This is a genomic window from Candidatus Poriferisodalis sp. (genome assembly GCF_965204125.1).
Taxonomy (GTDB): domain Bacteria; phylum Actinomycetota; class Acidimicrobiia; order Acidimicrobiales; family Poriferisodalaceae; genus Poriferisodalis.
In genome coordinates this window covers 1,337,159-1,360,146 of sequence record NZ_OZ241968.1, presented here as the reverse complement: position 1 = coordinate 1,360,146, position 22,988 = coordinate 1,337,159, and the positions used below count along the sequence as shown (strand labels likewise).

Here is a 22,988-nt window from a genome sequence, read left to right as displayed (position 1 = left end):
GTTCATTGGATACTGGAATACGTCGTGCTATACAGACGTCATGAGCGAACGAACCATGTCCGACGAACACAAAGCGGCTATTGCCGCGGGTCGCATCGAGGCCGCAGCAGTGCGGGACTATCTTGAGGCCCTCGAAACTCACCGGCCTCGTCCCGGTCGCAAGCAGAGTGCGGAGTCGCTGAACGCCAAGAAAGACGCAATCGATGCGCAGATTGCCGAGGCAAAGCCCATCAAGCGCTTGCTCCTGATGCAAGAGCGCCGGGATGTCGAGGCGGCTATCGAAGCGCTGCAGGTCGAGCCCGATATGGCTTCTGTCGAAGAGGGCTTTGTCACTCACGCTGCCAACTACGGGCAGCGCAAGGGAATTCAGTACGCCACATGGCGAGAATTCGGCGTTCCTGCCGACATGCTGGCCCGTGCGGGCATCACACGGGGCGGCTGACACTTCAGATTCTCCGGCTCTCGGCGAGCGAAACGAGAGCCATCGCAGACAGACGCGTCTTCATGCGGCGCGGTGACCAGCGGCTTGGCGGCTGCTCGCTGCCGCATACAGCAACGCTTTGAGCAACTTGCGTCCGTCGGTAGAGCCCAACAGCTCCGATGTCGCCCGTTCCGGATGGGGCATCAAACCCACCACATTGCCGGTTTCGTTGCAAATGCCAGCGATGTCGTCCACTGAACCATTGGGATTGCCGACATAGCGCATCACCACTTGACCGTTCTCGCGCAAACGTCGCAATGTCGCGCTATCGCACACATAGTTCCCCTCAAAATGATTGATGGGAATGCTCAGTTCATCCGACGGCGACAGCCCATGTCCCAATACATGATTCACCGACGCCATCATCAGTTTCTGCGGCTGGCACAGGAAGGAAAGCCCGGCATTGGGTCGCAATGCTCCTGGCAGCAGACCTGCCTCGGTCAGTACTTGGAATCCGTTGCAAATGCCGACCACGGGACCTCCGCCAGCCGCGAATGACGCCACTGCGTCCATGACCGGCGAGAAGCGGGCGATTGCGCCGGTACGCAAGTAGTCACCGTGCGCGAATCCACCCGGAATGACGACGGCGTCGACGCCGCCCAGCGAGGTTTCGTCACTGCGCAGCAGCGTTGTTCGTGCCCCGAGATCTGCCAGCGCATCGAGCGTGTCGAGATCGCAGTTCGTGCCGGGGAATTGGACGACGCCGACCGTCACACTCATGGGCACACTCATGGGCACACTCACGGGGCGCTCACGTGTTGTGATCCTGCGCCACGGCTCGCAGCTCGATGCGGGCGTCCTCGATCACCGGGTTTGCCAGCAGGCGGTCGCACATCTGCTCCGTCACCGAACGGGCCTCGGAAGCATCTGCGGCGGTGACCTCCATGCGGATGGCTTTGCCGACCCTCACGCCGCTCACACCCCCAAATCCGAGCGCTGCGAGGGCTCGCTCGATCGTGGTGCCGGCTGGATCGGCAATCTCGGCTCGTGGCGAGACTTCCACCAGCACATCCCAGCGGTTCATGAAGCGGTGGCTCCCGCCGGCGCGCCGGGGTGCGCCAACCAGTCGACGAACGACTCGCCGGTCAGCGTCTCGTACGCCTCGATGTAGCGAGCACGGGTGGCGGCAACCACCTCACCGGTGAGCGGCGGCGGGGGCGGCTCCTTGTTCCAGCCGGTGGCTTCGGTGGCGTCGCGCACCGGCTGCTTGTCGAGCGACGGCGGCGATGCGCCGGGCTGCCAGTGATCCTTGGGCCAGAAGCGTGACGAGTCGGGAGTGAGCCACTCGTCGGCGACGACCAAGGCGCCGTCCACATAGCCCAGCTCGAACTTGGTGTCGGCGATGATGATCCCTCGCTCGGATGCATGGGCGGCCGCCGTGCTGTAGGCATCGACGCACACTTGGCGGGCGGCAGTGGCCGCGTCGTCGCCGACCAGCTCTGCGGCGGCGTCAAACGAGATGTTCACGTCGTGCCCATCGGTTGCCTTGGTGGACGGCGTGAAGACCGGCTCGGGGAGCTGCTGCGACTCGAGCAAGCCGGCCGGCAGCGGCTCGTCGTGCATGGTGCCGCGCTCGCGGTATTCCTTCCATGCCGAACCGGTGATGTACCCGCGCACGATGCACTCGATCGGCAGCATCTCCGCCCGGCGAACGAGCAGGGCTCGGCCGGCCCATTCGGATCGTCGTGCCGCAGCCGGGAAGTCGGCGGGGTCGGCTGAGACCACATGGGTCGGTGCGATGTCGCCGAGCCAGGTCGACCACCAGGCCGTCATGGCCGTCAGCACTCGGCCCTTGTCGGGCACCGGTTCGTTGAACACGACGTCGAAGGCCGAGATGCGGTCGCTGGCGACCATCAACAGGTGCCTGTCGTCGACGCGGTACATCTCGCGTACCTTCCCGCGGTGGACTAGCTCGAGCTCGCTCACGTTGCCTCTCTTGTCATCGTTGGTCATCACCCGCTGCTCGGCTCACAGCACCTCGCCCGGCTCGTAGTCGACGGCTGCGCCGTACCGTTCCGCCACCTTGCCCGCGGCGGCCACGAACTCGTCGACTTGATCTGCGGCGCGGCCGCTGAACGACGCCGGATCCGCCAGCGCCGCGGCGACGTCGTCGTGGCTGAGCTGCAGCTCGGAATCGGCCGCTATGCGAACCGCGAGATCATTGCGGTCGACGGTGCCCTCGCGCAGCGCCAGCACCGTCGCGGTCGCATGGGCGCCGATGCGCTCGTGCGCCTCCTCGCGGCCGGCGCCTGCTGCCACAGCGGCGGCAAGCAGGCGGGTGGTGGCGAGAAACGGCAGGTATGCGGCCAGTTCGGCTTCGACCCGAGCCGGAAAGACGGCGAAGCCGTCGAGGACGCTGAAGGCAGTCTCCAGCGCTCCGTCGAGTGCGAAGAACGCATCGGGGAGCACGATGCGGCGCACCACCGAGCAGCTCACATCACCCTCGTCCCATTGGTCGCCGGCAAGCTGCGAGGCCATCGTGAGATGTCCGCGCAGGACGGTCACGAGGCCGGTGATCCGCTCGCACGAGCGGGTGTTCATCTTGTGCGGCATGGCAGACGAACCGACTTGGCCGGCAGCGAAGCCTTCGGTGACCAGTTCGTGCCCGGCGGCGAGCCGCACGCCGAGCGCCATGTTGCCGAGCGGTGCTGCGGCGCCGACCAGCGCTGCGACAACGTCCAGGTCAAGTGAGCGGGGATAGATCTGCCCGGCGGAACCGAGCACCCGGGTGAACCCCAGCTCGGCCGCGATGCGTCGCTCCAGGCGATCCACCGCCGCCTGATCGCCGCCCAACAGCTCCAGCATGTCCTGCTGGGTGCCCACCGGTCCGCGGATGCCACGCAGCGGGTAGCGCGCCACGAGCTCCTCGATGCGCTCGAGCGACGCGAGCGCCTCGGTGCCGATCGTGGCCCAGCGCTTGCCCAGCGTGGTTGCTTGCGCGGGCACATTGTGCGTGCGCGCTGTCATCACGAGATCTCGGTGGGCGCTGGCCAACGCGGCGGTGCGCACGATGAAGGCCGCCATGCGCCGGGCGGCCAAGCCCAATGCTGCGGTGACCTGGCACTGCTCGACGTTCTCGGTGACATCGCGCGACGTCATGGCTCGGTGGATCTGCTCGTAGCCAGCGAGCGCGCAGAACTCCTCGATGCGTGCCTTCACGTCGTGGCGGGTGATCCGTTCCCGCTCGGTGATCGAGTCGAGGTCGACCACCTCGACGACGTTTCGGTACGCCTCCAGCGCGCCCTCTGGCACGTCGACACCCGCGTCTCGCTGCGCCTCGAGCACCGCTAACCACAGCCGCCGCTCGAGGATGACCTTGTGTCGGGGCGACCACAGCTCGGCCATCTCCGCAGAGGCGTAGCGCGACGCCAGAACATTGGGGACGACCTCGGGACTCACGCCAAACTCACCGGGCACCAGCGGCGCGGAACTCGTCCAGACGGGCAGCGAGCTCCGCATCGGTCACGGCCAGCATCTCGGTGACCAGCACTGCCGCATTCGCCGAGCCGTTCACTGCGACGGTGGCGACCGGGATGCCCTTCGGCATCTGCACCGTCGACAGCAACGCATCGAGGCCGTCGGCGAGGCCGCCGCTGAGCGGCACGCCGATGACCGGCAGGGTGGTGTGGGCAGCCACCACGCCGGCCAGATGCGCTGCCATGCCGGCCCCGCAGATGACCGCGGCAAAGCCGGCGTCGCGTGCTCCGGTCGCGAACGACGCCACGGCTGCAGGTGTGCGATGGGCGCTCATCACCTCGGTCACGTGTTCGACGCCGAACCTGTCGAGCATCTCGGCGGCGGGAGCCATCTTCGACGCATCGTTCGGCGAGCCCATCAAGATCGCGACCTTCATAGGTGTATTCCCCTGTCACACGTCAGCTTGCGCCCAGAGTCTCGCCGCCCGGAGTCGGCGACTGGGCGATGTCCGATGCACCCGCGGGCATCCAGCGCCGCGCTCATCGGCTGAGCGCGGTGGATGCCGCGGCCTCGGCGGCCGCGATGTCGGTGCGGTAGGTCATGCCCGGCCAGCTGAGCTGCCGCACGGCTTCGTATGCGCGGTCGCGCGCCACCGCCACATCGGGCCCGCGGCCGCAGACATTCAGCACCCGACCGCCCCCGGTCACCAGCGACTCAGGCGGAAGCGTCCGCCCGTCGCCGGCCCCGACGCCCGCACAGAACACGGTGACGCCTGGCACTCCACGCGCACGCTCGAGACCAGCGATGACGTCACCGGTACGCGGCGCTGCCGGGTAGCCCTCCGCGGCGCACACGACGCACACCATGGCATCGTCGGAGACGACGACCTCGTCGGTCAGCTCGCCCGCTGCGGCACCCGCCAAGAGCTGGGCGAGATCGTTCTCGATGCGCGGCAGCGTCACCTGGGCCTCGGGATCGCCGAAGCGGACGTTGAACTCCAGCAGGCGGGGACCGTCGGGCGTCAGCATGAAGCCCGCATAGAGCACGCCGCGGTAGTCGACGCCTCGCCGGATCAACTCGGCCAGCGTCGGCTCGAATGCCATCGCGGCCAGTTCGACGCAGGCGGTCCGGTCGACATCGGCCAGCGGCGACACGCAGCCCATGCCGCCAGTGTTCGGCCCCGTGTCGCCGTCTCCGATGCGCTTGTGATCGCGCACAGCCGTAGGCAGCAGCACGGCGCGGCGACCGTCGCAGAGCGCGAACAGCGACACTTCGGGGCCGCGCATTCCCTCTTCGATCACGATCCGGCGGCCGGCATCCCCGAACGCCGTGCCGTCCAGCTTGGCGTCGACGTCAGCATGGGCTTCGACCAGCTCGTCGCTGACCAGCACGCCTTTGCCGGCAGCGAGGCCGCTGGTCTTGACGACGTACGGCGGCGGCAGCGTCTCCAAGTAGGCGTGCGCTGCACGGCGGCCTGCGGGGTCGTTGTCAAAGGTGGCGTAGCCCGCCGTGGGCACACCGGCGGCGCTGACTACTTCCTTCATCCACGCCTTCGAGCTCTCGAGCATGGCGCCGTCGGCACCCGGTCCGAACACGAGCCGGCCGCTCGCCCGCAGGCGATCCGCCAAGCCGTCAGCCAGCGGCCCCTCCGGGCCGATGACGTACAGGTCAGCATCGATCTCGCCAGGACCAGCAGTGGTGCTGCCGGGTATGCCGGGATTGCCCGGCGTGACGACGACATCGGCGGTTCGTGCCAGGGCGCTCGCAAACGCATGCTCGCGCCCGCCCTGGCCGACCACACAGACCTTCATGAAGGCTCCCCCCTCACGCGGCGCTGGGTCCAAACTTCGCAGCTCACGCTGCGAAGCGGATGTACTGCTCGCGTCCCGGGCCGACGCAGACATACCGGATCGGCAAGCCGAGCTGGCGTTCGAGGAACACGATGTAGTCGACCGCTTGGCGCGGCAGCTGCCATCGCTGGGTGACCTTGTCGAGCGGCGTCTTCCAGCCCGGCAGCGTGGCGTAGACGGGGACAGCCCGGTCGTGCAGCGAGCGCAGGTGCGGCAGGTAGTCGTAGCGGTGGCCGTCCACCTCGTAGGCGACGCAGACCTTGATCGTGTCGAGTTCGTCGAGCACGTCGAGCTTGGTAAGCGCGATCTCGGTGCAGGCGTTCAGGCGCACTGCCTGGCGGCCCATGACGGCGTCGAACCAGCCGCAGCGGCGCGGCCGGTTGGTGTTGGTGCCGTATTCCGCACCGCGATCTCGCAGATGCTCACCCGTCTCGCCACCCAGCTCGGTGACGAAGGGCCCAGAGCCCACCCGGGTGGTGTACGCCTTGGCGATGCCGATGACCTGATCGATCGCGCCGGGCCCGATGCCCGAGCCGACCAGCGCGAACCCCGCCACCGGGTTCGACGACGTGACGAAGGGGTAGGTGCCGTGGTCGAGGTCGAGGAAGGTGGCCTGGGCGCCTTCGAACAGCACGCGCTCGCCCGCGTGCAGTGCCTCGTGGAGCCAGCCGATGGTGTCGGCCACCAGCGGCGCCAGCCGGGGTGCCACCTCAGTGATGAGCTGGTCGGCCAACTCGTCGGGATCGACGCCGGGATGGTCGTACACCCGCTGCAGGTAAGCGTTGCGGTCAGCTAGCACGCTCAGCAACCGCGAGCGCAGCGTCATCGGCTCGAGCAGATCCTCGACTCGCAGCCCGACTCGTGCCGCCTTGTCGGCGTACGCAGGCCCGATGCCGCGCTTGGTGGTACCGAGCTTGGCATCGCCGCGTTGCGCTTCGGCGAGCTCGTCGGTGATCTGGTGGTAGGGCAGCACCAGATGCGCCGCAGGGCTGAGCATCAACCGGCCGCAGTCGACGCCGCGGCTGGCGAGCATGTCGATCTCGTCGATCAGCACCCACGGATTGATCACCACGCCGTTGCCGATGATCGGCGTCACGTGGTCGTACAGCACCCCGCTGGGTATGAGCTGCAGGGCGAACGTCTCGCTGTCGACGACGATCGTGTGCCCCGCGTTGTGGCCGCCTTGGTAGCGAACGACGTGCTGGCATTCCTTGGCGACGATGTCGACGATGCGGCCCTTGCCCTCGTCGCCCCATTGCGTTCCTACGACGATCGAGCCGGGCATGATTCAACCCATCGCCAGCCGGCAGGATGCTGTCGTCGTCACCAAATCAGTCTAGGGAGTGACCCCTCCAGGGCCGCCGGATTTCCGGTGGATCCGGCCGTCCGGGGCACCCCTCAAGAGGCTTCTGCGAGCGGCGCGAAGCCGCCGGATTCCTCGGCTGCGGTGCGTGCCGGCGGCAACGGTGTGCTGAGGCGGAACGAGCCGTCGACGTTGTCCACCGTCACGGCGTCGCCATCGGCGAACGTGCCATCGAGCAGACCGGAGGCCAGTGGATCGGTCAGTTCACGCTGGACTAGACGCCGGAGCGGCCGGGCGCCGTAGGCGGGGTCGTAGCCGCGGTTGGCGAGCAGCGCCGATGCCTCTGCGGTCAGCTCCAATGTGATCTCGCGATCGGCAAGACGGGTGCGCAGGATCTCCAGCTGCCGTTCCGCAATCGCAGCCACGTCGCTGCGGCTGAGGGCGTCGAATTGCAGGATCTCGTCGACGCGGTTGATGAACTCCGGTGCGAAGAACTCCGCTGGGTCCACCGTCAGGTTCGACGTCATGATGAGCACGACGTTGGAGAAGTCGACGGTGCGCCCCTGACCGTCCGTCAGCCGACCGTCGTCGAGCACCTGCAGCAGCACGCTGAAGACGTCGGCGTGTGCTTTCTCGATCTCATCGAGCAACACGACCGAGTACGGACGGCGGCGGACGGCCTCGGTCAGCTGGCCGCCGTCGTCATGGCCGATGTACCCGGGAGGCGCGCCGATCAGCCGGCTGACCGAGTGCCGTTCCAGATACTCCGACATGTCGATGCGCACCATGGCTCGCTCGTCGTCGAACAGCGCTTCGGCCAACGCACGCGCCAGCTCGGTCTTGCCGACACCGGTCGGGCCCAGGAACAGAAAGCTCCCGATGGGCCGATCCGGCTCGCTCAGCCCAGCGCGGCTGCGACGGATGGCGTTGGCAACCGCCGCAACGGCATGCACCTGGCCGACGACTCGGTGGGCCAGCGTCTCTTCGAGGTGCACCAGCTTGTGCACCTCTCCTTCGAGCAGCCGGCTCGTGGCGATGCCCGTCCAGCGCGACACCACCTCGGCGATGTCGTTCGCGTCCACCTCTTCCCGCAGGATCCGCTTGCTGGCCTGCAGTCGTGCCAGCTCCCCGGCTGCTTCATCGAGCCGCCGGTGCACCTCGGGCAGCTGCCCGAAGCGGATCTCCGCGGCCCGCTCAAGATCTGTCTCGCGCTCGACCGCGACGGCCAGCGCCTCCGCTTCGGACTTCAGCGCCCGGATCTGGTCGATCGCCGCTTTCTCCGCCTGCCAGTGCGCCTTGAGCCCCGCAACGCGCTCGCGCTCAGACGCCAGTTCCTCGGCGATTGACGAGTCCTCGCCGCTCAGCGCCAGCTCCTCGATCTCGAGCTGGCGGATGCGCCGTTCGCACACGTCGATCTCCAGCGGCACCGAGTCGATCTCGATCCGCAGGCGGCTGGCAGCCTCGTCCATCAGATCGATGGCCTTGTCAGGCAAAAAACGCTCTCGCAGATAGCGATCCGACAGCGTGACCGCGGCAACCAGCGCCGCATCGGTGATGCGCACGCCATGGTGGACCTCGTAGCGCTCTTTCAGCCCGCGCAGAATGGCCACCGCATCGGTGACCGACGGCTCGCCCACATAGACGGGCGCGAAGCGCCGTTCGAGCGCAGCGTCGTCCTCGATGTGCTGGCGGTACTCGTCGAGCGTCGTTGCGCCCACCAAGCGCAGCTGCCCGCGCGCCAGCATCGGCTTGAGCATGTTGGCTGCGTCGAGCGAGCTGTCGCCGCCCGCGCCCGCACCTACCAGCGTGTGCACCTCGTCCAGGAACGTGATGATCTCGCCGTCGGACTCGACGATCTCAGCCAGCACCGCTTCGAGCCGCTCCTCGAACTCGCCCCGGTACTTGGCGCCTGCCACCATCGCCGCCAGGTCCAGCGCGACGACACGCTTGTCGCGCAGGCCGTCGGGAACGTCACCCTCGGCGATGCGGCGGGCCAAACCTTCGACGATCGCCGTCTTGCCGACGCCTGGCTCGCCGATCAGCACCGGGTTGTTCTTGGTGCGCCTCGACAGCACCTGGATGATCCGCCGGATCTCGTCATCGCGGCCGATGACAGGATCGAGCTTGTCATCGCGAGCCTCGGCCGTGAGATCGCGGCCGAATCGCTCGAGTGCTTCATAGGAATTCTCCGGAGTCGGCGACGTGACCCGTGTGCTGCCGCGCAGCTCGCCGACCTGCGCCGCCAGCGCGTCGCGGTCGGCGTCGAGATCGTCAGCGAGCGCCAGCAGCAGGTGCTCGGTGGACAGGTAGTCGTCGCCCAGCTGGGCGCGCTCGGCGTCGGCAGCCTGCAGCGTTTCGGCCAGCTCACGGGCGAGCCCGGGCGGCTGATGGGTTTGCGTGCTGAAGCTGCGCGGCAGCCGCTCGAGTGCCTCGAGCGCACGCGTACGCACGACAGCCGGCTCGATGCCGGCGCGTGCGAGCACGGGGAGCACCAGGCCCTCCGGCTGCGATACGAGCGCCAGCAGCAGGTGAGCCCGGGTGAGCTCGGCGTGGCCCCGGCTCTGCGCGGTTTGAGCAGCCGATGCCAGCGCTTCTTGGCACTTGTGCGTCAGCGGGCTGGACGGCAGCGGGCGGTTGCGAGGATCTGCGTCGTTGTTCATGATGTCAAGTGTAGCAGAAAACTTGATAATGAATGACTTAGATTTATTGATTCAACGGTTGGCGGACGACTGCCTCAGCCGTGCGGGTTCGGCCCTGCTCCGGGCCCCGAGCCCGGACGCCTGATGAGATCGGTCTGCGGCAGCGGCACCAGGTCACGCCGGTACTGCCGGTGCGTCTCTGCCACCAGCGTGGCTGCCTCGGCTTGCACGTCGGCGAGCTTGCGCTCCAGTGCCGCCACGCGCTCCTCCAGATCCATCACGCGCTTGACGCCTGCCAGGTTGAGTCCTTCGCTGGTGAGCTGGCTGATGCGGTTGAGCATCGCAATGTCGCGGTCGCTGTACCGGCGGCTGCCGCCGGAGGTGCGTGCGGGCGCCAGCAAGCCCTTGCGCTCATAGATCCGCAGCGTTTGAGCATGCACGCCGGCCAGTTCGGCCGCCACCGAGATGACATACAGCGCCCGGTTGCGCTCGGAGGCAGATGGCGTTCGCCTGGGTTGTTCGCTCATGACGGTGTTCCTCGGTTCGTCCCCTGGTCGCTATCGCTGTGCTCCTGCGGTGTCGGCGAATGTCGCCGGTTCCGGCTCGGTATCGCGCTGCCGCCGACCCGTCTCTCCCTCGAAGTCGGTGACGTCACGCAGTGCCTCGATCGCCGCCTGCTCCGCAGACGACAGCTTCGTCGGCACCACGATGTCGACGCTCACCAGCAGATCGCCGGTGCCACGGCGGGTGGAGACGCCGCGGCCGCGCACCCGGAAGGTCTTGCCCGACGGGGTGCCCGGCGGGATGCGCAGGGTCACCGAGTCCCCGTCGAAGTCCAGCACCTTGACATCAGCACCGAATACGGCCTCGGGAAAGGTGATCGGCACGTTGATGGTCAGGTTGCGGCCGTCACGGCCGAAATCTGTGTCCGGCGCCACGTCGACAAGCACGAACAGATCGCCGTTGGGTGCCCCGCCCGAGCCCGGCGAGCCCTTGCCCGCCAGCCTGATCCGGCCGCCGTCCTCGACCCCGGCAGGAATGCGCACCTTGACCTTCCGCATCCCGCCCGACGATGCGTCGGGCACCGCCACCTCGGTGACTGCTCCGGACACCGCATCGCGGAACGAGATGCCGAGCCGGGTTTCGAGATCGTGGCCGCGCATCGGCATGGGCCCGCCGCGGCCGGCTCGACCGCGGCCGTCGCCGAACAGGTTGCCGAAGATGCCGCCCAGATCGCCGAGGTCCTCAATGCGGATGCTGAAGCCGCCAGGCCCCGATGCGAACCCGCCCATCTGCGGGCCGAAGCCCGCAGGCCCCATGCGGCGCGCCTCGTCATACGCGGCTCGCTTCTCGGTGTCGCCGATGACGTCGTACGCCGCGGAGATCTGCTTGAAGCGTTCCTCGTCGCCGGCGCTCGAATCCGGATGGTGCTTGCGCGCGAGCTTCCGGTACGCCTTGGTGATGTCCTTGTCCGACGCGTCGGGCGAGACACCCAAGGCTGCGTAGTAGTCGGTCTCGAACCACTCGCGTCGTGGGTCCATCGTGGCTCCCTACCCCGCGCGCACCTGGACCATGGCAGCACGCAGCACACGGCCGTCGAAACGGAATCCGCTGCGCAGCTCCGCCGCCACAATCTGAGGGGCGTCGTCGACTGCCTCCTCGATCGTCACCGCCTCGTGCTGGGTGGGGTCGAACGGCTCCCCGACGGAGTCGATGCGTTCGAGCCCCGCCTTGCCCAGGGCGACCATGAGCGACTGGCCCACAGCGGCCACTTCGTCGTGCCCTTGGGCAGTGGCCGCGTCGCACCCGTCGAGCACCGGCAGCAGCGACTCGACCAAGCGGCTGACGCCGGCAGCCACCTGCTGGCGCCGCTCCGCTTCGACCCGCTTCCGGTAGTTCTGGAACTCCGCCCGCTGGCGCTGCAGCTGGTCGAGATAGTCGTCGCGCTCGGCCATCACGGCTTCGAGCTGAGGCAGCAGGTCGGCCCGTTCCGCCAGATCTTCCAGATCCTCTGGGCTCTCGCCGACTGCTTCCGCAGCCGCCGCGTCAAGCTCGGTCTCGGGTTCGCTCACTTCTCCTCGTCCACGATCTCCGCGTCGACGACATCGTCGTCAGAACCGGTGCCCTCGGCATCAGTCGCGGTGTTCGCGGCCGCAGACTCGTACAGCTTCTGGCTGAACGCGCTGCTGGCAGCGGCAAGCGTTTCGGTGGCCGAGCGGATGGCGTCGAGATCGTCGCTCTCGAGTGCCTCGCTCGCTGCAGCCACCGCGGACTCCACGGGCTCCTTGTCGTCGGCGGAGACGCTGTCGCCCTGCTCATCAAGCAACTTGCGGGTCTGGTACACGAGCGTGTCCGCGTTGTTGCGGATCTCGGCCTCTTCCCGCCGGCGGGCGTCTTCTGCGGCATGCGCCTCGGCATCGGAGACCATCCGCTCGATCTCGTCGGGCGACATGGCCGACTGCCCGGTGATGGTGATCGACTGCTCCTTGCCGGTCGCGCTGTCCTTGGCGGACACGTGGACGATGCCGTTGGCATCGATGTCGAACGCCACCTCGATCTGCGGGACGCCCCGCGGCGCCGGCGGCAGGCCGACCAGCTGGAACTTGCCCAGTGTCTTGTTGCCGGCCGCCATCTCCCGCTCGCCCTGCAGCACATGGATCTCCACGGAGGGCTGACCGTCTTCGGCTGTGGTGAACATCTCCGACCGGCGCGTCGGGATCGTGGTGTTGCGATCGATGAGGCGCGTCATCACGCCGCCCTTGGTCTCGATGCCCAAGCTGAGCGGTGTGACGTCCAGCAGCAGCACATCGGTGACATCGCCCTTGAGCACGCCGGCCTGGATGGCGGCACCCACCGAGACCACCTCGTCGGGATTCACGCCCTTGTGAGGCTCACGGCCCGTGAGCTCGGTCACCAGCTTCTGCACGGCGGGCATGCGCGTGGAGCCGCCCACCAAGATGACGTGGTCGATGTCGGCCTTTGCCAGGCCCGCGTCGTTGATGGCCTGTTCGAAGGGGGATCGGCAGCGCTTCAGCAGGTCGAACGTCAGCTCTTCGAACTTGGACCGGCTCAGCTCGTAGTCGAGGTGGAGCGGGCCGCTGTCGGTCGCCGTGATGAACGGCAGGTTGATCTGGGTGGTCTGCTTGGACGACAGGTCCTTCTTGGCCTGCTCGGCCGCCTCCCGCAGGCGCTGGCCGGCCATTGCATCGGTGCTCAGGTCGACCCCGTGGTCGCCCTTGAACGACGCCACCAGCCACGCGACCACAGCGGCGTCCCAGTCGTCGCCGCCGAGGTGGGTGTCACCGGCGGTGGACTTCACCTCGAAGACGCCGTCGCCGATCTCGAGCACGGACACGTCGAAGGTGCCCCCGCCGAGATCGAACACCAGGATCGTCTGGTCCTCGGTCTCCTTGTCGAGGCCGTACGCCAGCGCAGCGGCCGTGGGCTCGTTAATGATGCGCAGCACGTCGAGGCCGGCGATCTTGCCCGCCTCCGTCGTGGCGGTGCGCTGTGCGTCGTCGAAGTACGCCGGCACGGTGATGACGGCTTCGGTCACCGTGTCGCCGAGGTACTGCTCGGCGTCGAGCTTCAGCTTCTGCAGCACTCGGGCCGAGATCTCCTGCGGCGTGTAGTTCTTGTCGTCGATGGACTTGCCCCAGGTGGTGCCCATGTGTCGCTTGACCGAGGCAATGGTGCGCTCGGGATTCGTGACCGCCTGCCGCTTGGCGACCTCGCCGGTCAGCACCTCACCGTTGCGGGCGAAGGCAACCACCGACGGGGTCGTGCGGTCGCCTTCGGCGTTGGCAATGACAGCGGGCTCGCCGCCCTCCATCGCAGCCACCACCGAGTTCGTGGTTCCGAGGTCAATTCCGACAGCCTTCGGCATCGCTGTGCCTTTCATCGTGTGGCATCCCGGCCCAAACCGGCCAAGAATGCGGATTGGTAGTACTGACAAGCATATAAGTTGAGTGTATTACTAGCAACTTCTCTAAGTCATGCTACAGGTTGAAGCCCCAGCGCAGCGGGCTACCGTGCACGCCCATGGCATTGCTAGGCGACACGCACACCCTCGTGCTCCTGCGCCACGGCCAGAGCGCCTGGAACCTCGAGAACCGCTTCACCGGCTGGTGGGACGTCGGCCTGACTGACGACGGGCAGGCGGAAGCCCGTGCCGCCGGCGCCACCCTCCTGGCGGCAGGCATCGAACCCGACGTCGTGCACACATCGCTCCTGCGACGTGCAATCCAGACCGCCAACACAACGCTCGACGCGATGGGCCGGGGCTGGCTGCCGGTACGGCGGCACTGGCGGCTGAACGAACGGCACTACGGAGCGCTCACCGGTTTGAACAAGGCCGAGATGGCCGAACGGCACGGCGCCGACCAAGTCCATCTCTGGCGGCGCAGCTATGACGTGCCTCCCCCGCCGATGCCCCCTGATCATGAGTTCGACGTCGCAAACGATCCGCGCTACGCAGGCTTGAACCCCAGCGAGGTGCCACGCGGCGAGTGCCTGGCCGACGTCGTGCAACGCATGCTGCCCTACTGGCACGAAGGCATCGTCGGAGACCTGCGAGCCGGCGCGACCGTGCTGGTCGCCGCCCACGGCAACAGCCTGCGAGCGCTCGTGAAGCACCTTGACGGCATCGGCGACAGCGATATCGCCCAGCTCAACATCCCCACCGGAATACCGCTGCTGTACGAGCTAGATGCCAATCTGCAAGTCGCCACGCAATGCCCAGTCGAGGACCGCTACCTCCGCTGAGAGCCGCCCCCTACAGAGCGTCGATGCCGCGCTCACCCGTGCGAATGCGCACAACGCTGTTGACGGCAGTGACCCACACTTTGCCATCGCCAATCCGCTCGGTACGGGTGGATTCGACAATGGCATCCACCACCCGCTCAGCTAGCTCGGTCGCCACCAGCACCTCGATGCGGACCTTCGGAATGAAGTCCACGTGGTACTCGGTGCCCCGGTACGTCTCGGTGTGGCCGCCCTGACGGCCGAATCCCCGGACCTCCGACGCGGTCAGCCCGGTGATGTCGAGATCCCGCAACGCCTCGAGCACCATCTCGAGCCGGTGTGGCTTGATGACCGCTGTCACCATTGCAACCGAGGCCTCAACCATTGCGCCCTCCCGGCTCAGCCTCCCTAGCGTCGCACGCCGCAGGGCCGATTGCACGCAACCTGCCCGATGAATGGGCGGCGGGCGCTAGTCTCTGGCGCGTCTTGGGGGCCGGGCGCATGCTACGGTCCGGCGCTTGTGGGCCAGCCAGCCCCGGCGCAACAGGCCACGGCGGCAAGGAGCGGGATATGTCGGTAGCGAATCGTGCGGAGAGTCTTCGTGAAGTTGATCTGTTCTCCGACTGCAGCAAGAAGGAACTCCAACACATCGCACGCAAGGCCGAGCAGGTCGATTTCACAGCCGGCGACAACATCGTTGAGGAGGGCAGCGGCGGCGCGATGGCCGGCTATGCCTTCGTGATCGTGCACGGCACGGCAGTGGTCCGGCGCAACGGGCGCAAGGTCGCCGAGATCGGCCCGGGCGAGTCCATCGGCGAGATGGCGCTCTTCGACGACGGCCCGCGCACCGCGTCGGTGGTGGCTGCCACCGACATGGAAACGATCATGCTGTCGCGGCGGGAGCTGAAAGGCATCATCGACAGCACCCCTTCGGTGGCCCACAAGCTGCTGTCGGAACTGGCCGGTCGCCTGCGCAAGGCGAACCGCAAGCTCTACGGCTGAACCACTCACCGCCCCGTCGCAGGGGCGTCAGCTAACTTCGCCAGCGTGAGCAAGCCGCCTCTGCGACCGCACCAACTCGTACTGGGCATCGGTATCGCGTTCGCAGCGATCACCGCTGCCTCGGGCATTGCCGCGGCCGCCTTCGGCTTCCATGAGGACACCGACGCAGCGCATCGCGAGGTGTTCGGCAATGTGCCGGGCGGGGTCAAGTTCGCGTTCTACGCCTTGACGTGCGTGCTGATCGTCTACGGGGCATGGAACTTCGCCCAGCGCACGCGCAACTGGCAGCGGGGCGCGCCCGATCGACGCTCCACCACGGCGTCCAACGCCAGCCGGCGGCTGCACGACTACCGCGGCGGCGTGCTCATGCAGACGCTGCTGCGCGACCCGGCCGCCGGTGTGATGCATGCGCTGCTCTACTACGGCTTCCTGGTGCTGCTGGCCGTCACCACCACGCTCGAGATCAACCACCAGCTGCCGACGGCTGCGAAGTTCCTCGTCGGCCCCACCTACCAGGGCTTCAGCTTCGTCGGCGACTTGGCGGGAGCCATCTTCCTGGTCGGAGCGGTGTGGGCGATCGTGCGCCGGTATGCCGCGCGCCCGTACCGCATCCGGATCAAGTCGCGGCCAGAGCACATGGTGATCCTGATCGTGCTCGCCGCGCTGGGTGCCACCGGGTTCGTGGCCGAGGCCATGCGCATCGTGATCGACGGCCGGCCGGCATACGAGCAGTGGTCGTTCATCGGCTACCCGCTGTCGGCTGCGTTCGACGGCCTCGCCAATATCCGCGGCTGGCACCAGGTGTGGTGGATCGCCCACGTCGGCTGCTTCATGGCGTTCCTGGTGATGCTGCCCATCACCATGCTGCGGCACATGTTCACCTCGCCGCTCAACATGTACCTGCGCGACCGCGAGCGCCCCAAGGGCGCCATGCGGATGGTGCCCGACCTCATGGAGGCCGAGGACATCGAGACCATCGGCGTGTCGATGGTGAACGAGTTCACCTGGAAGCAGCTGCTCGACACCGACGCCTGCACGATGTGCGGCCGGTGCACGGCGGTGTGCCCGGCCCATGCCACGGGCAAGCCGCTCGATCCTCGCGAGATCGTGCTGAAGACCGGCGAGATCATGGCCGCGACCGGCGAGCACGGCGGGGTGACGCCGCCGATCGGCACTGATGCCGAGATCACTGTGGCGGCGGATTCGGTCTTCGAGCGGATCACCCACGAAGAGCTCTGGGCGTGCACGACGTGCAAGGCGTGCGACGAGAACTGCCCGGTCAACATCGAGATCCTCGACAAAATCCTCGACATGCGTCGCTACCTGACGCTGATGGAGAGCGAGTTCCCCGCCGAGCTGGGTACCGCGTTCCGGGGCATGGAGAACAACGCCAACCCGTGGAACCTCAACAACGGCGAACGGGCCGACTGGGCCGACGGTCTCGATGTGGAGGTGGTCGACGCCGATGACCCGTTCGATCACGAGTATCTCTACTGGGTGGGCTGTGCCGGGTCGTTCGACGACAAGAACCGCCGGGTATCGGTGGCCACAGCCAAGCTGCTGCAGCGCGCCGGGGTCGACTTCGCCATCCTGGGCCCGGGCGAGAACTGCACCGGCGACAGCGCGCGGCGGTCGGGCAATGAGTACCTGTTCCAGATGCTCGCGGCGGAGAACATCGCAGCGCTGAACGGCATGGGTGTCCGCAAGGTCATCACCCAGTGCCCGCATTGCTTCAACACGCTGCGCAACGAGTACCCGCAGTACGGCGGGAACTGGGAGGTCATCCACCATGCCCAGTTCCTCGAACAGCTTGTGGCCGACGGGCGCCTGGATCTCTCCGAAGCACGGCTGGACGAGCGGGTCGTGTACCACGACTCGTGCTACCTGGGCCGCCACAACGACGTGTACCTGGCGCCGCGCAACGTCATCGGCAGCCTGGGCGGCGTGGAGATCGTGGAGGCGCCACGCAACGGCACCAAGGGCATGTGCTGCGGGGCCGGCGGGGCGCGCATGTGGATGGAGGAAACGATCGGCACCAAGGTCAACGACGAGCGCTCACGCGAGCTGCTCGACACCGGCGCCGACCGCATCGCCACGGCCTGCCCGTTCTGCTACATCATGATCGACGACGGCGTGAAGGGCCACGGCGTCGAGGACGACGAAGTCAAGGTGGCCGACATCTCCATCCACCTCATCGACGCCCTCGAAGCCGCCGACGACTGAGCCCCGCCACCGCGTCGGCAGCGCCGGATGAACACCCGTGTGAGGCCAGCAGCCCTTGTGATGTCCAGCCTGCCGCAGCTTCTTTAGCGAATTTTAGCTTTGTTTAGCTTATTTTAGCCTTCTTTAGCGATGCCAAATAGGCTGAACTGCGTAGGCCATCGACTGGATACGCAGCAATGACCGATCAGAACCCGTTCCGGCCATCGTTCGGCGTTGCTCCGCACACGCTCGTCGGCCGTGAGGAACCGCTCGAACGTCTGCGTGTCGCGATGGCGGCCGGGCCGACGCACCCGGACTTCACCATGCTGATCGCTAGTCCACGCGGTTCCGGCAAGACCGTCCTACTCAAGGCCATGCGTGACGCAGCGGAGCAAGCCGGATGGGCCACCGTGCCGATCACCGCCACACCGTCTGAGAACCTTTCGGGATTGATCACCGAACAGCTCGCGGATGCCGTTACAGAACTCGACGATCGCCGCTCGCGCCGGAGGATCTCTTCGATCAACCTGTCTGTGCTGGGCACCGGCGGCGGAATCGAGTTAGCCGAGAGCGCAGCCGGCGCCGACCGGCCGCGAACCCGGATGCTGCGGACGATGGGCGCGCTCGGCGAACTGGCCGAGTCCAAGCACAGCGGTGCTTTACTCACTTTGGACGAGTTTCACAAGGCGCACATCGACTCAGCGCGTGAGTTCGCACATGCGTTGCAGGCGGTCTCCAAAGTCGACGCCAAGCCGGTCATGTTCGTGGGCGCTGGCCTGCCGAGCATGGAAGACGGCATTCTCGCTGACGACGCGATGACGTTCTTCCAGCGCATCGCTCGGACACCGATCCAACCGTTGGAGCGCGCCGAGACAATGCGGGCGCTGCGGGCACCCATCGTCGACTCAGGCCATCGCGTAACGAGCGAGGCGCTGGAGGCTGCTGCTTCGGCCGCATCGGGATATCCCTTCATGGTTCAGCTCGTCGGCTACCACATGTGGGAGTCATGCACCGACCTCGACGGCGGTGTGACCCTCGCTGACGCCGAGGCCGGAATCCGGATCGCGAACCTCGCCATGGTGGAACAGGTGCTCAGACCGGTCTGGCGGGATCTCTCCGACGGCGACAGGCGCGTACTCATTGAGATGAGCCGCTTCGCCGATGCAGAGGTCCGGCGACGAGACCTCGCCGCAGCGCTCGACAAGAGCTCCGGCTATCTCGCGACCTATCTCACACGCCTCGAGGCCGCAGGCACCCTGTACCGGCCATCGCGAGGTTCGGTGTCCTTCGTGCACGAGGCCATGAGGAAGTGGCTGCGCGAGGCTCACCTCTAGGCGTGGGCCGAGTCTTAGGATCGTCAGATGCCGTCGCTGGCAGCGCTTCTGGAGCTGACGGATGAACAGGCGCGCGCCGAGTGGGGGCGCATTTTGCAGAGGGAATGGCGACCACGGCAAGAGCCGTACCGTACGGTCGAACTCGTCTTGTGTTGCGCGTTGTTTCGCGTCGTCGACCCGCATCGCTTCGGCGGGCAGAACATTCATCTGATCCCGGGCGACGTGATCCGCTTGGCGGACTTGTTCAAGCGATCTTCGAAATCGATCAACATCAAGATGCTGAATCTCGATGGATCGTATGCAAATGGTGCCGCCTGCGACGTGCCGTTTTTCGACCAGATGGCAGCGGACCCTCTCCACCTCGCCGCGCTCTACGAGCGCGTGCTGCTCGCAGCACGGCACATGGGCATCGGCCCGGAACGTCTACCGGACTTCCTCGAAGATGACATCGCGGACGGGGCGATGCTGATCGGCCAAGCCGGCTTACCTCATCGCCCCCTCATCGAAGCCGCGGAAACCCTTGCGGCCAAGCTCAGGGCGAGGCAGTTGGCTGCCGACGAAGGTCAGACATTCCGCGTTGCCGAGCAGCAGATCCGGCTCGGGCAGCACCGGTTCGCCAAAGAGGTCCTCGCGAACTACGGGCACCGGTGCGGCTTCTGTGACTTCGCACCGCGCTCGCTGCCGCGAAAGGGACTACTCATCGCGTCTCACATCAAGCCGTGGGCGGCTTGCGATGATTCCGAACGGCTTGATGCCTCAAACGGAATTGCCGCGTGCCCTATGCACGACACCGCATTCGATGCGGGCCTCATCACCGTCAACGGCGGCCTGCAGGTGCATCGAGCACATCAGTTGCAGCAGAGCCGTCAGACCGACCAGGGAGTCGAGCGCAACTTCGGGCGCACGCTCCGGAGCCGTTTGCGTTCACCTGACGGCGCAGCTCCTCGTGCCTCCTACCTGCGGTGGCACCAGGAGCACATCTTCCTTGACACACTCTGAGTCGAACGCTCACCAGTGGGCAACGGGAATCTCCGTCGGAAACGACCCAGGCAGGCCGCTCCCGCCATGCGCCACCGGCACGTCCATGCCTTGCACCACCGCGAGGCCGGGCTCGACGGGACCCAAACGCTCTTCAACGTCATCCTCGTCATCGATGGACCGGCACACGAAGTACATGCAGGCAAGGTGATCTTGAAGGAACGAGAAGACGAAGATCGCGACCGCGCCGACATTCTCCGGATCGCGCAATGAGGACGGCGGGTCCTCGCTTACGCGTAAGTGCAGTTCAGGCCTCGTGTGGCTCCAGGTCGTCGCTGGGCGCCAGCCGAGCTCGCCGGTCGATCTGACACCGTACGAATCGCAGAGCACCACCGGTCGCGGCGGCACCTCAGAGCTAGCGAGATGTCCGGGAGCGAGCGCCTCCCACAGAGCACGAGGCAAGCGGATGCTGCCTGAAAGGTCATCGACCGTGCATATGTCGCCGAGGGACAACCGTTTAGCGCAGAGAAGCGAATTGCTCGGCAGCGCCGCATCAAGCCAGCCGGAGGCATCTGCGGTCCGCATCAGTCTTGGCATAGCACGCCACGATCACCACCGGCAGCTATCACAGCATGCGGCGGGAGCGGAAGTTCTCGTGGTAGCGGCTGGGTGTGGGACCGCGCTGGCCCCGGTACTTGGAGCCGAGCAGCTCGGCGCCGTACGGATGCTCGGCCGGTGTGGTCATCTCCATGAAGCTGATCTGGCAGATCTTCATGCTCGGGTACAGGGTGATCGGCAGGTTGGCGACGTTGGACAGTTCGAGGGTCAAGTAGCCGTCCCAGCCGGGATCCACAAACCCGGCGGTGGTGTGGATGAGCAGGCCAAGACGGCCCAACGACGACTTGCCCTCGATACGGCCGACGAGATCATCAGGGACTGCCACGCGTTCGAGCGTGGAGCCCAGCGCGAACTCGCCGGGGTGCAGGATGAACGCGTCGCCCGCGGCGACCTCCACCTCCTCGGTCAGGTCGGTCTGGTCTTCGATGACATCGATGACTCGACGGGTGTGGTTGCGGAAGACACGGAAGGTGGCATCCAGCCGCAGATCCACCGATGAGGGTTGCACTGCTGCGTCGCCCAGGGGTTCGATGATGATGCGGCCCTTCTCGAGCGCTTCACGGATGCTCCGGTCCGACAGGATCACCTCGGCTCCTTTCCGTCTGAATAGGCTCCGGCCTCATTCCGCGGGTGTAGTTCAATGGCAGAACTTCAGCTTCCCAAGCTGATAACGGGGGTTCGATTCCCCTCACCCGCTCACCTCACCCCGCCAGCAGCGTCGCGAGCGCCCAGATCGCTGCGACAAGTCCCACGAGTGCGAGCGGCACCGCCCGCCGCGCTGGCGCCCGCACCGGCTCTCCCCCACCGCCGTCACGCCGCGGGCGCACCATGGCCGCTAGGTTGCCCACCAGCAGCGCGCCGCCCACTGCCAGCACGAGGTACGGGATGAGATCGTCGCCGAGGAACATCGTGCTGCCGCCGTCGGCGGCCAGCACCTGGGCGGCACCTGCGAAAAAGTCCTCAGTCATCAGCTACTCGTGCGCCATGTCGGCGAACAGCGTGTACTGCGGCATGAACGCCAAGCGTGCGGTGCCGGTGGGCCCGTTTCGGTGCTTCGCGACGATGATCTCCGCCATGCCTCGATCGGCAGTGTCCTCGTTGTAGATCTCGTCGCGGTAGATGAACATGACGATGTCGGCGTCCTGCTCGATCGAACCCGATTCACGCAGGTCCGACAGCATCGGTCGCTTGTCGCTGCGCGACTCCAGATTCCGGCTCAACTGCGAGAGCGCCACGATCGGCGTCTCGAGCTCGCGGGCCAGGATCTTGAGGCCACGCGAGATCTCCGCAATCTCCACTTGGCGGTTCTCGGCATTCGCTCGCCCGCTCATGAGCTGCAAGTAGTCGACCACGATCAGACCCAGACCGCCCAGCCGGCTGCGCAGCCGTCGGGCCTTGGCACGAATCTCGGTGACGGTCACATTCGGGTTGTCGTCGATCCACATCGGCGCGTCGCCCAAGCGACCCACGCTGCGCGTGATGTGATTCCACTCGTCGGCGCGCAGCTGGCCCGTTCGCACCCGCGTGGCATCGACCCGTGCGTCGGAGGCCAGCAGCCGGCCCGTCAGCTCGGCATGGTTCATTTCCAGCGAGAAGAGCAGCACCGGCTGCTGCAATTCCAAGGCCACGCTGGATGCCATCGTCAGCGCCAGCGACGTCTTGCCCATGGCGGGTCGGGCACCCACGACGACCAGCGACGACGGTTGGATCCCCGCCAGGATGCGGTCGAGCGAGGAGAAGCCGGTCGCCAGGCCGGAGAACGCATCGCCCCGCTCGTACAGCTCCTCCAGCCGGTCCAGGCTCTCGTCGAGCAAGTCGTGCAGGGACTGGGTGGAGTCGACAATGCGGCGCTCGGCCACGCTGAACACCAACGACTCCGCCTGGTCGATGGCCGCAGCCGTGTCGTCGGGGCGACTGTGCGCCAGCTCCGAGATCTCCGACGAGACCGCTATCAGGCGCCGCAGCAGTGCGGTGTCTTCCACGATGCGCGCATAACGGTCGACGTGGGTGAGCGTCGGCGTGGCGGCTTCGAGCGCCAGCAGGCGATCCGCGCCCCCGGCCGCGGCGAGGTTGCCGCTGCGCTCGAGCTGATCGGCAACGGTCAGGCAGTCGACGGGTTCGGAGGAGACGTAGAGCGACTCGATCGCCTCGAACACGAGCCCGTTCGCGGGCACATAGAAGTGATCAACAGCGAGACGTTCGACAGCGGCGCCGATGGCATCGTTCGAGAGCAGCATCGCTCCGAGTACCGATTCCTCGGCGTCGATGTTCTGCGGCGGGACCCGACCGCCGACTCGGCGCGCGACATCGGTCGGCAACTCGGCGAGACTCATCGCCCGCGATCCTGCCGTGCGGACCCTGCGGAACGCTTGGGCACACCTAGGGGAAATCGCGGGGAAATCGCTCTCCGGGCCTGTGCAC

23 protein-coding genes and 1 tRNA gene are annotated in these 22,988 nt (G+C 66.8%); 7 read left to right on the top strand and 17 right to left on the bottom strand.

The window, feature by feature from the left end; translation table 11 throughout:
• The first annotated feature begins 40 nt into the window (after nt 1-40).
• A complete protein-coding gene (locus ACOGXD_RS06400; RefSeq protein WP_419917056.1) occupies nt 41-442 on the top strand; it encodes a hypothetical protein in 402 nt (133 codons plus the stop codon).
• Between the two features lie 60 nt (nt 443-502).
• Here the strand turns inward: ACOGXD_RS06400 and purQ are convergent, their stop codons facing one another.
• The 12 genes from purQ to dnaK all read right to left on the bottom strand — a co-directional run bounded on the left by purQ (nt 503) and on the right by dnaK (nt 13,576).
• Entirely contained in the window at nt 503-1,195 is a 693-nt protein-coding gene (gene purQ / locus ACOGXD_RS06395; protein ID WP_419917366.1) for a phosphoribosylformylglycinamidine synthase subunit PurQ, read from the bottom strand.
• Nucleotides 1,196-1,232: 37 nt separating this feature from the next.
• Nucleotides 1,233-1,505 (bottom strand): phosphoribosylformylglycinamidine synthase subunit PurS, encoded by a 273-nt coding sequence (gene purS / locus ACOGXD_RS06390; protein WP_419854916.1) that lies wholly within the window; start codon nt 1,503-1,505, stop codon nt 1,233-1,235.
• Nucleotides 1,502-2,434, bottom strand: a complete 933-nt coding sequence (locus ACOGXD_RS06385) for a phosphoribosylaminoimidazolesuccinocarboxamide synthase (RefSeq protein WP_419917055.1) — start codon at nt 2,432-2,434, stop codon at nt 1,502-1,504. Before ACOGXD_RS06385 ends, purS begins: the two co-directional genes overlap by 4 nt.
• Before the next feature lie 15 nt (nt 2,435-2,449).
• Nucleotides 2,450-3,826 carry an adenylosuccinate lyase gene (gene purB, locus ACOGXD_RS06380; RefSeq protein ID WP_419917365.1) on the bottom strand — a complete coding sequence of 459 codons (1,377 nt, stop codon included), beginning with the start codon at nt 3,824-3,826 and terminating at the stop codon, nt 2,450-2,452.
• A 61-nt stretch (nt 3,827-3,887) separates the two neighbouring features.
• Complete coding sequence (gene purE, locus ACOGXD_RS06375; RefSeq protein ID WP_323671469.1) at nt 3,888-4,334, bottom strand: 5-(carboxyamino)imidazole ribonucleotide mutase; 447 nt, start codon at nt 4,332-4,334, stop codon at nt 3,888-3,890.
• A 103-nt stretch (nt 4,335-4,437) separates the two neighbouring features.
• On the bottom strand, nt 4,438-5,709 hold the full coding sequence (gene purD, locus ACOGXD_RS06370; RefSeq protein WP_419917054.1) for a phosphoribosylamine--glycine ligase: 1,272 nt from the start codon (nt 5,707-5,709) through the stop codon (nt 4,438-4,440).
• Between the two features lie 43 nt (nt 5,710-5,752).
• Nucleotides 5,753-7,033, bottom strand: a complete 1,281-nt coding sequence (locus tag ACOGXD_RS06365) for an adenylosuccinate synthase (protein ID WP_419917053.1) — start codon at nt 7,031-7,033, stop codon at nt 5,753-5,755.
• Nucleotides 7,034-7,146: 113 nt separating this feature from the next.
• Nucleotides 7,147-9,678: an ATP-dependent Clp protease ATP-binding subunit gene (locus ACOGXD_RS06360; protein ID WP_419917364.1), complete on the bottom strand. Its 2,532-nt coding sequence runs from the start codon at nt 9,676-9,678 to the stop codon at nt 7,147-7,149.
• Nucleotides 9,679-9,785: 107 nt separating this feature from the next.
• Entirely contained in the window at nt 9,786-10,217 is a 432-nt protein-coding gene (locus ACOGXD_RS06355; RefSeq protein ID WP_419917052.1) for a heat shock protein transcriptional repressor HspR, read from the bottom strand.
• A gap of 30 nt (nt 10,218-10,247) precedes the next feature.
• Complete coding sequence (locus ACOGXD_RS06350) at nt 10,248-11,231, bottom strand: DnaJ C-terminal domain-containing protein (RefSeq protein ID WP_419917051.1); 984 nt, start codon at nt 11,229-11,231, stop codon at nt 10,248-10,250.
• A 9-nt stretch (nt 11,232-11,240) separates the two neighbouring features.
• Nucleotides 11,241-11,762: a nucleotide exchange factor GrpE gene (locus ACOGXD_RS06345; RefSeq protein WP_419917050.1), complete on the bottom strand. Its 522-nt coding sequence runs from the start codon at nt 11,760-11,762 to the stop codon at nt 11,241-11,243.
• Nucleotides 11,759-13,576 carry a molecular chaperone DnaK gene (gene dnaK, locus ACOGXD_RS06340; protein ID WP_419917049.1) on the bottom strand — a complete coding sequence of 606 codons (1,818 nt, stop codon included), beginning with the start codon at nt 13,574-13,576 and terminating at the stop codon, nt 11,759-11,761. Before dnaK ends, ACOGXD_RS06345 begins: the two co-directional genes overlap by 4 nt.
• A 155-nt stretch (nt 13,577-13,731) precedes the next feature.
• Here dnaK and gpmA point away from each other — a divergent pair, with 155 nt between their 5' ends.
• The gene (gene gpmA / locus ACOGXD_RS06335; RefSeq protein ID WP_419917048.1) at nt 13,732-14,454 is read left to right on the top strand and encodes a 2,3-diphosphoglycerate-dependent phosphoglycerate mutase; all 723 of its coding nucleotides are present in this window, start codon (nt 13,732-13,734) and stop codon (nt 14,452-14,454) included.
• A 10-nt stretch (nt 14,455-14,464) separates the two neighbouring features.
• Here gpmA and ACOGXD_RS06330 read toward each other — a convergent pair whose 3' ends face one another.
• Nucleotides 14,465-14,818: a P-II family nitrogen regulator gene (locus ACOGXD_RS06330; RefSeq protein ID WP_323671478.1), complete on the bottom strand. Its 354-nt coding sequence runs from the start codon at nt 14,816-14,818 to the stop codon at nt 14,465-14,467.
• Between the two features lie 101 nt (nt 14,819-14,919).
• Here ACOGXD_RS06330 and ACOGXD_RS06325 point away from each other — a divergent pair, with 101 nt between their 5' ends.
• From ACOGXD_RS06325 to ACOGXD_RS06310, 4 genes are all read left to right on the top strand, one after another.
• The gene (locus tag ACOGXD_RS06325; protein WP_419917047.1) at nt 14,920-15,435 is read left to right on the top strand and encodes a Crp/Fnr family transcriptional regulator; all 516 of its coding nucleotides are present in this window, start codon (nt 14,920-14,922) and stop codon (nt 15,433-15,435) included.
• A 45-nt stretch (nt 15,436-15,480) separates the two neighbouring features.
• Nucleotides 15,481-17,658, top strand: coding sequence for a heterodisulfide reductase-related iron-sulfur binding cluster (locus ACOGXD_RS06320; protein ID WP_419917046.1), 2,178 nt, complete (start codon nt 15,481-15,483; stop codon nt 17,656-17,658).
• Nucleotides 17,659-17,834: 176 nt separating this feature from the next.
• A complete protein-coding gene (locus ACOGXD_RS06315) occupies nt 17,835-18,971 on the top strand; it encodes an ATP-binding protein (protein WP_419917045.1) in 1,137 nt (378 codons plus the stop codon).
• A gap of 27 nt (nt 18,972-18,998) precedes the next feature.
• Complete coding sequence (locus ACOGXD_RS06310; RefSeq protein ID WP_419917044.1) at nt 18,999-19,970, top strand: HNH endonuclease; 972 nt, start codon at nt 18,999-19,001, stop codon at nt 19,968-19,970.
• 9 nt (nt 19,971-19,979) lie between these two features.
• On the opposite strand, the gene ACOGXD_RS06305 is transcribed toward ACOGXD_RS06310, so the two are convergent.
• Together ACOGXD_RS06305 and dcd are read right to left on the bottom strand one after the other, a co-directional pair.
• Entirely contained in the window at nt 19,980-20,534 is a 555-nt protein-coding gene (locus ACOGXD_RS06305; RefSeq protein ID WP_419917043.1) for an EcoRII N-terminal effector-binding domain-containing protein, read from the bottom strand.
• 40 nt (nt 20,535-20,574) lie between these two features.
• Nucleotides 20,575-21,153 carry a dCTP deaminase gene (dcd, locus tag ACOGXD_RS06300; protein ID WP_419854931.1) on the bottom strand — a complete coding sequence of 193 codons (579 nt, stop codon included), beginning with the start codon at nt 21,151-21,153 and terminating at the stop codon, nt 20,575-20,577.
• A gap of 40 nt (nt 21,154-21,193) precedes the next feature.
• On the opposite strand from dcd, the gene ACOGXD_RS06295 reads away from it, so the two are divergent.
• Nucleotides 21,194-21,264 (top strand) — tRNA-Gly (locus tag ACOGXD_RS06295).
• Between the two features lie 4 nt (nt 21,265-21,268).
• Here the strand turns inward: ACOGXD_RS06295 and ACOGXD_RS06290 are convergent.
• On the bottom strand, nt 21,269-21,535 hold the full coding sequence (locus ACOGXD_RS06290; RefSeq protein WP_419917042.1) for a hypothetical protein: 267 nt from the start codon (nt 21,533-21,535) through the stop codon (nt 21,269-21,271).
• Between the two features lie 3 nt (nt 21,536-21,538).
• Nucleotides 21,539-22,900 (bottom strand): replicative DNA helicase, encoded by a 1,362-nt coding sequence (dnaB, locus tag ACOGXD_RS06285; protein WP_419917041.1) that lies wholly within the window; start codon nt 22,898-22,900, stop codon nt 21,539-21,541.
• Between the last annotated feature and the right edge of the window lie 88 nt (nt 22,901-22,988).

Excerpts from the sequence above, each read along its gene's own strand:
- ACOGXD_RS06400 (WP_419917056.1), top strand. The coding sequence starts at position 41 with ATGAGCGAACGAACCATGTCCGACGAACACAAAGCGGCTATTGCCGCG.
- purS (WP_419854916.1), bottom strand. The coding sequence starts at position 1,505 with ATGAACCGCTGGGATGTGCTGGTGGAAGTCTCGCCACGAGCCGAGATT.
- ACOGXD_RS06385 (WP_419917055.1), bottom strand. The coding sequence starts at position 2,434 with ATGACCAACGATGACAAGAGAGGCAACGTGAGCGAGCTCGAGCTAGTC.
- purB (WP_419917365.1), bottom strand. The coding sequence starts at position 3,826 with ATGGCCGAGCTGTGGTCGCCCCGACACAAGGTCATCCTCGAGCGGCGG.
- purE (WP_323671469.1), bottom strand. The coding sequence starts at position 4,334 with ATGAAGGTCGCGATCTTGATGGGCTCGCCGAACGATGCGTCGAAGATG.
- purD (WP_419917054.1), bottom strand. The coding sequence starts at position 5,709 with ATGAAGGTCTGTGTGGTCGGCCAGGGCGGGCGCGAGCATGCGTTTGCG.
- ACOGXD_RS06365 (WP_419917053.1), bottom strand. The coding sequence starts at position 7,033 with ATGCCCGGCTCGATCGTCGTAGGAACGCAATGGGGCGACGAGGGCAAG.
- ACOGXD_RS06355 (WP_419917052.1), bottom strand. The coding sequence starts at position 10,217 with ATGAGCGAACAACCCAGGCGAACGCCATCTGCCTCCGAGCGCAACCGG.
- ACOGXD_RS06350 (WP_419917051.1), bottom strand. The coding sequence starts at position 11,231 with ATGGACCCACGACGCGAGTGGTTCGAGACCGACTACTACGCAGCCTTG.
- dnaK (WP_419917049.1), bottom strand. The coding sequence starts at position 13,576 with ATGCCGAAGGCTGTCGGAATTGACCTCGGAACCACGAACTCGGTGGTG.
- gpmA (WP_419917048.1), top strand. The coding sequence starts at position 13,732 with ATGGCATTGCTAGGCGACACGCACACCCTCGTGCTCCTGCGCCACGGC.
- ACOGXD_RS06330 (WP_323671478.1), bottom strand. The coding sequence starts at position 14,818 with ATGGTTGAGGCCTCGGTTGCAATGGTGACAGCGGTCATCAAGCCACAC.
- ACOGXD_RS06315 (WP_419917045.1), top strand. The coding sequence starts at position 17,835 with ATGACCGATCAGAACCCGTTCCGGCCATCGTTCGGCGTTGCTCCGCAC.
- ACOGXD_RS06310 (WP_419917044.1), top strand. The coding sequence starts at position 18,999 with ATGCCGTCGCTGGCAGCGCTTCTGGAGCTGACGGATGAACAGGCGCGC.
- ACOGXD_RS06305 (WP_419917043.1), bottom strand. The coding sequence starts at position 20,534 with ATGCGGACCGCAGATGCCTCCGGCTGGCTTGATGCGGCGCTGCCGAGC.
- ACOGXD_RS06290 (WP_419917042.1), bottom strand. The coding sequence starts at position 21,535 with ATGACTGAGGACTTTTTCGCAGGTGCCGCCCAGGTGCTGGCCGCCGAC.
- dnaB (WP_419917041.1), bottom strand. The coding sequence starts at position 22,900 with ATGAGTCTCGCCGAGTTGCCGACCGATGTCGCGCGCCGAGTCGGCGGT.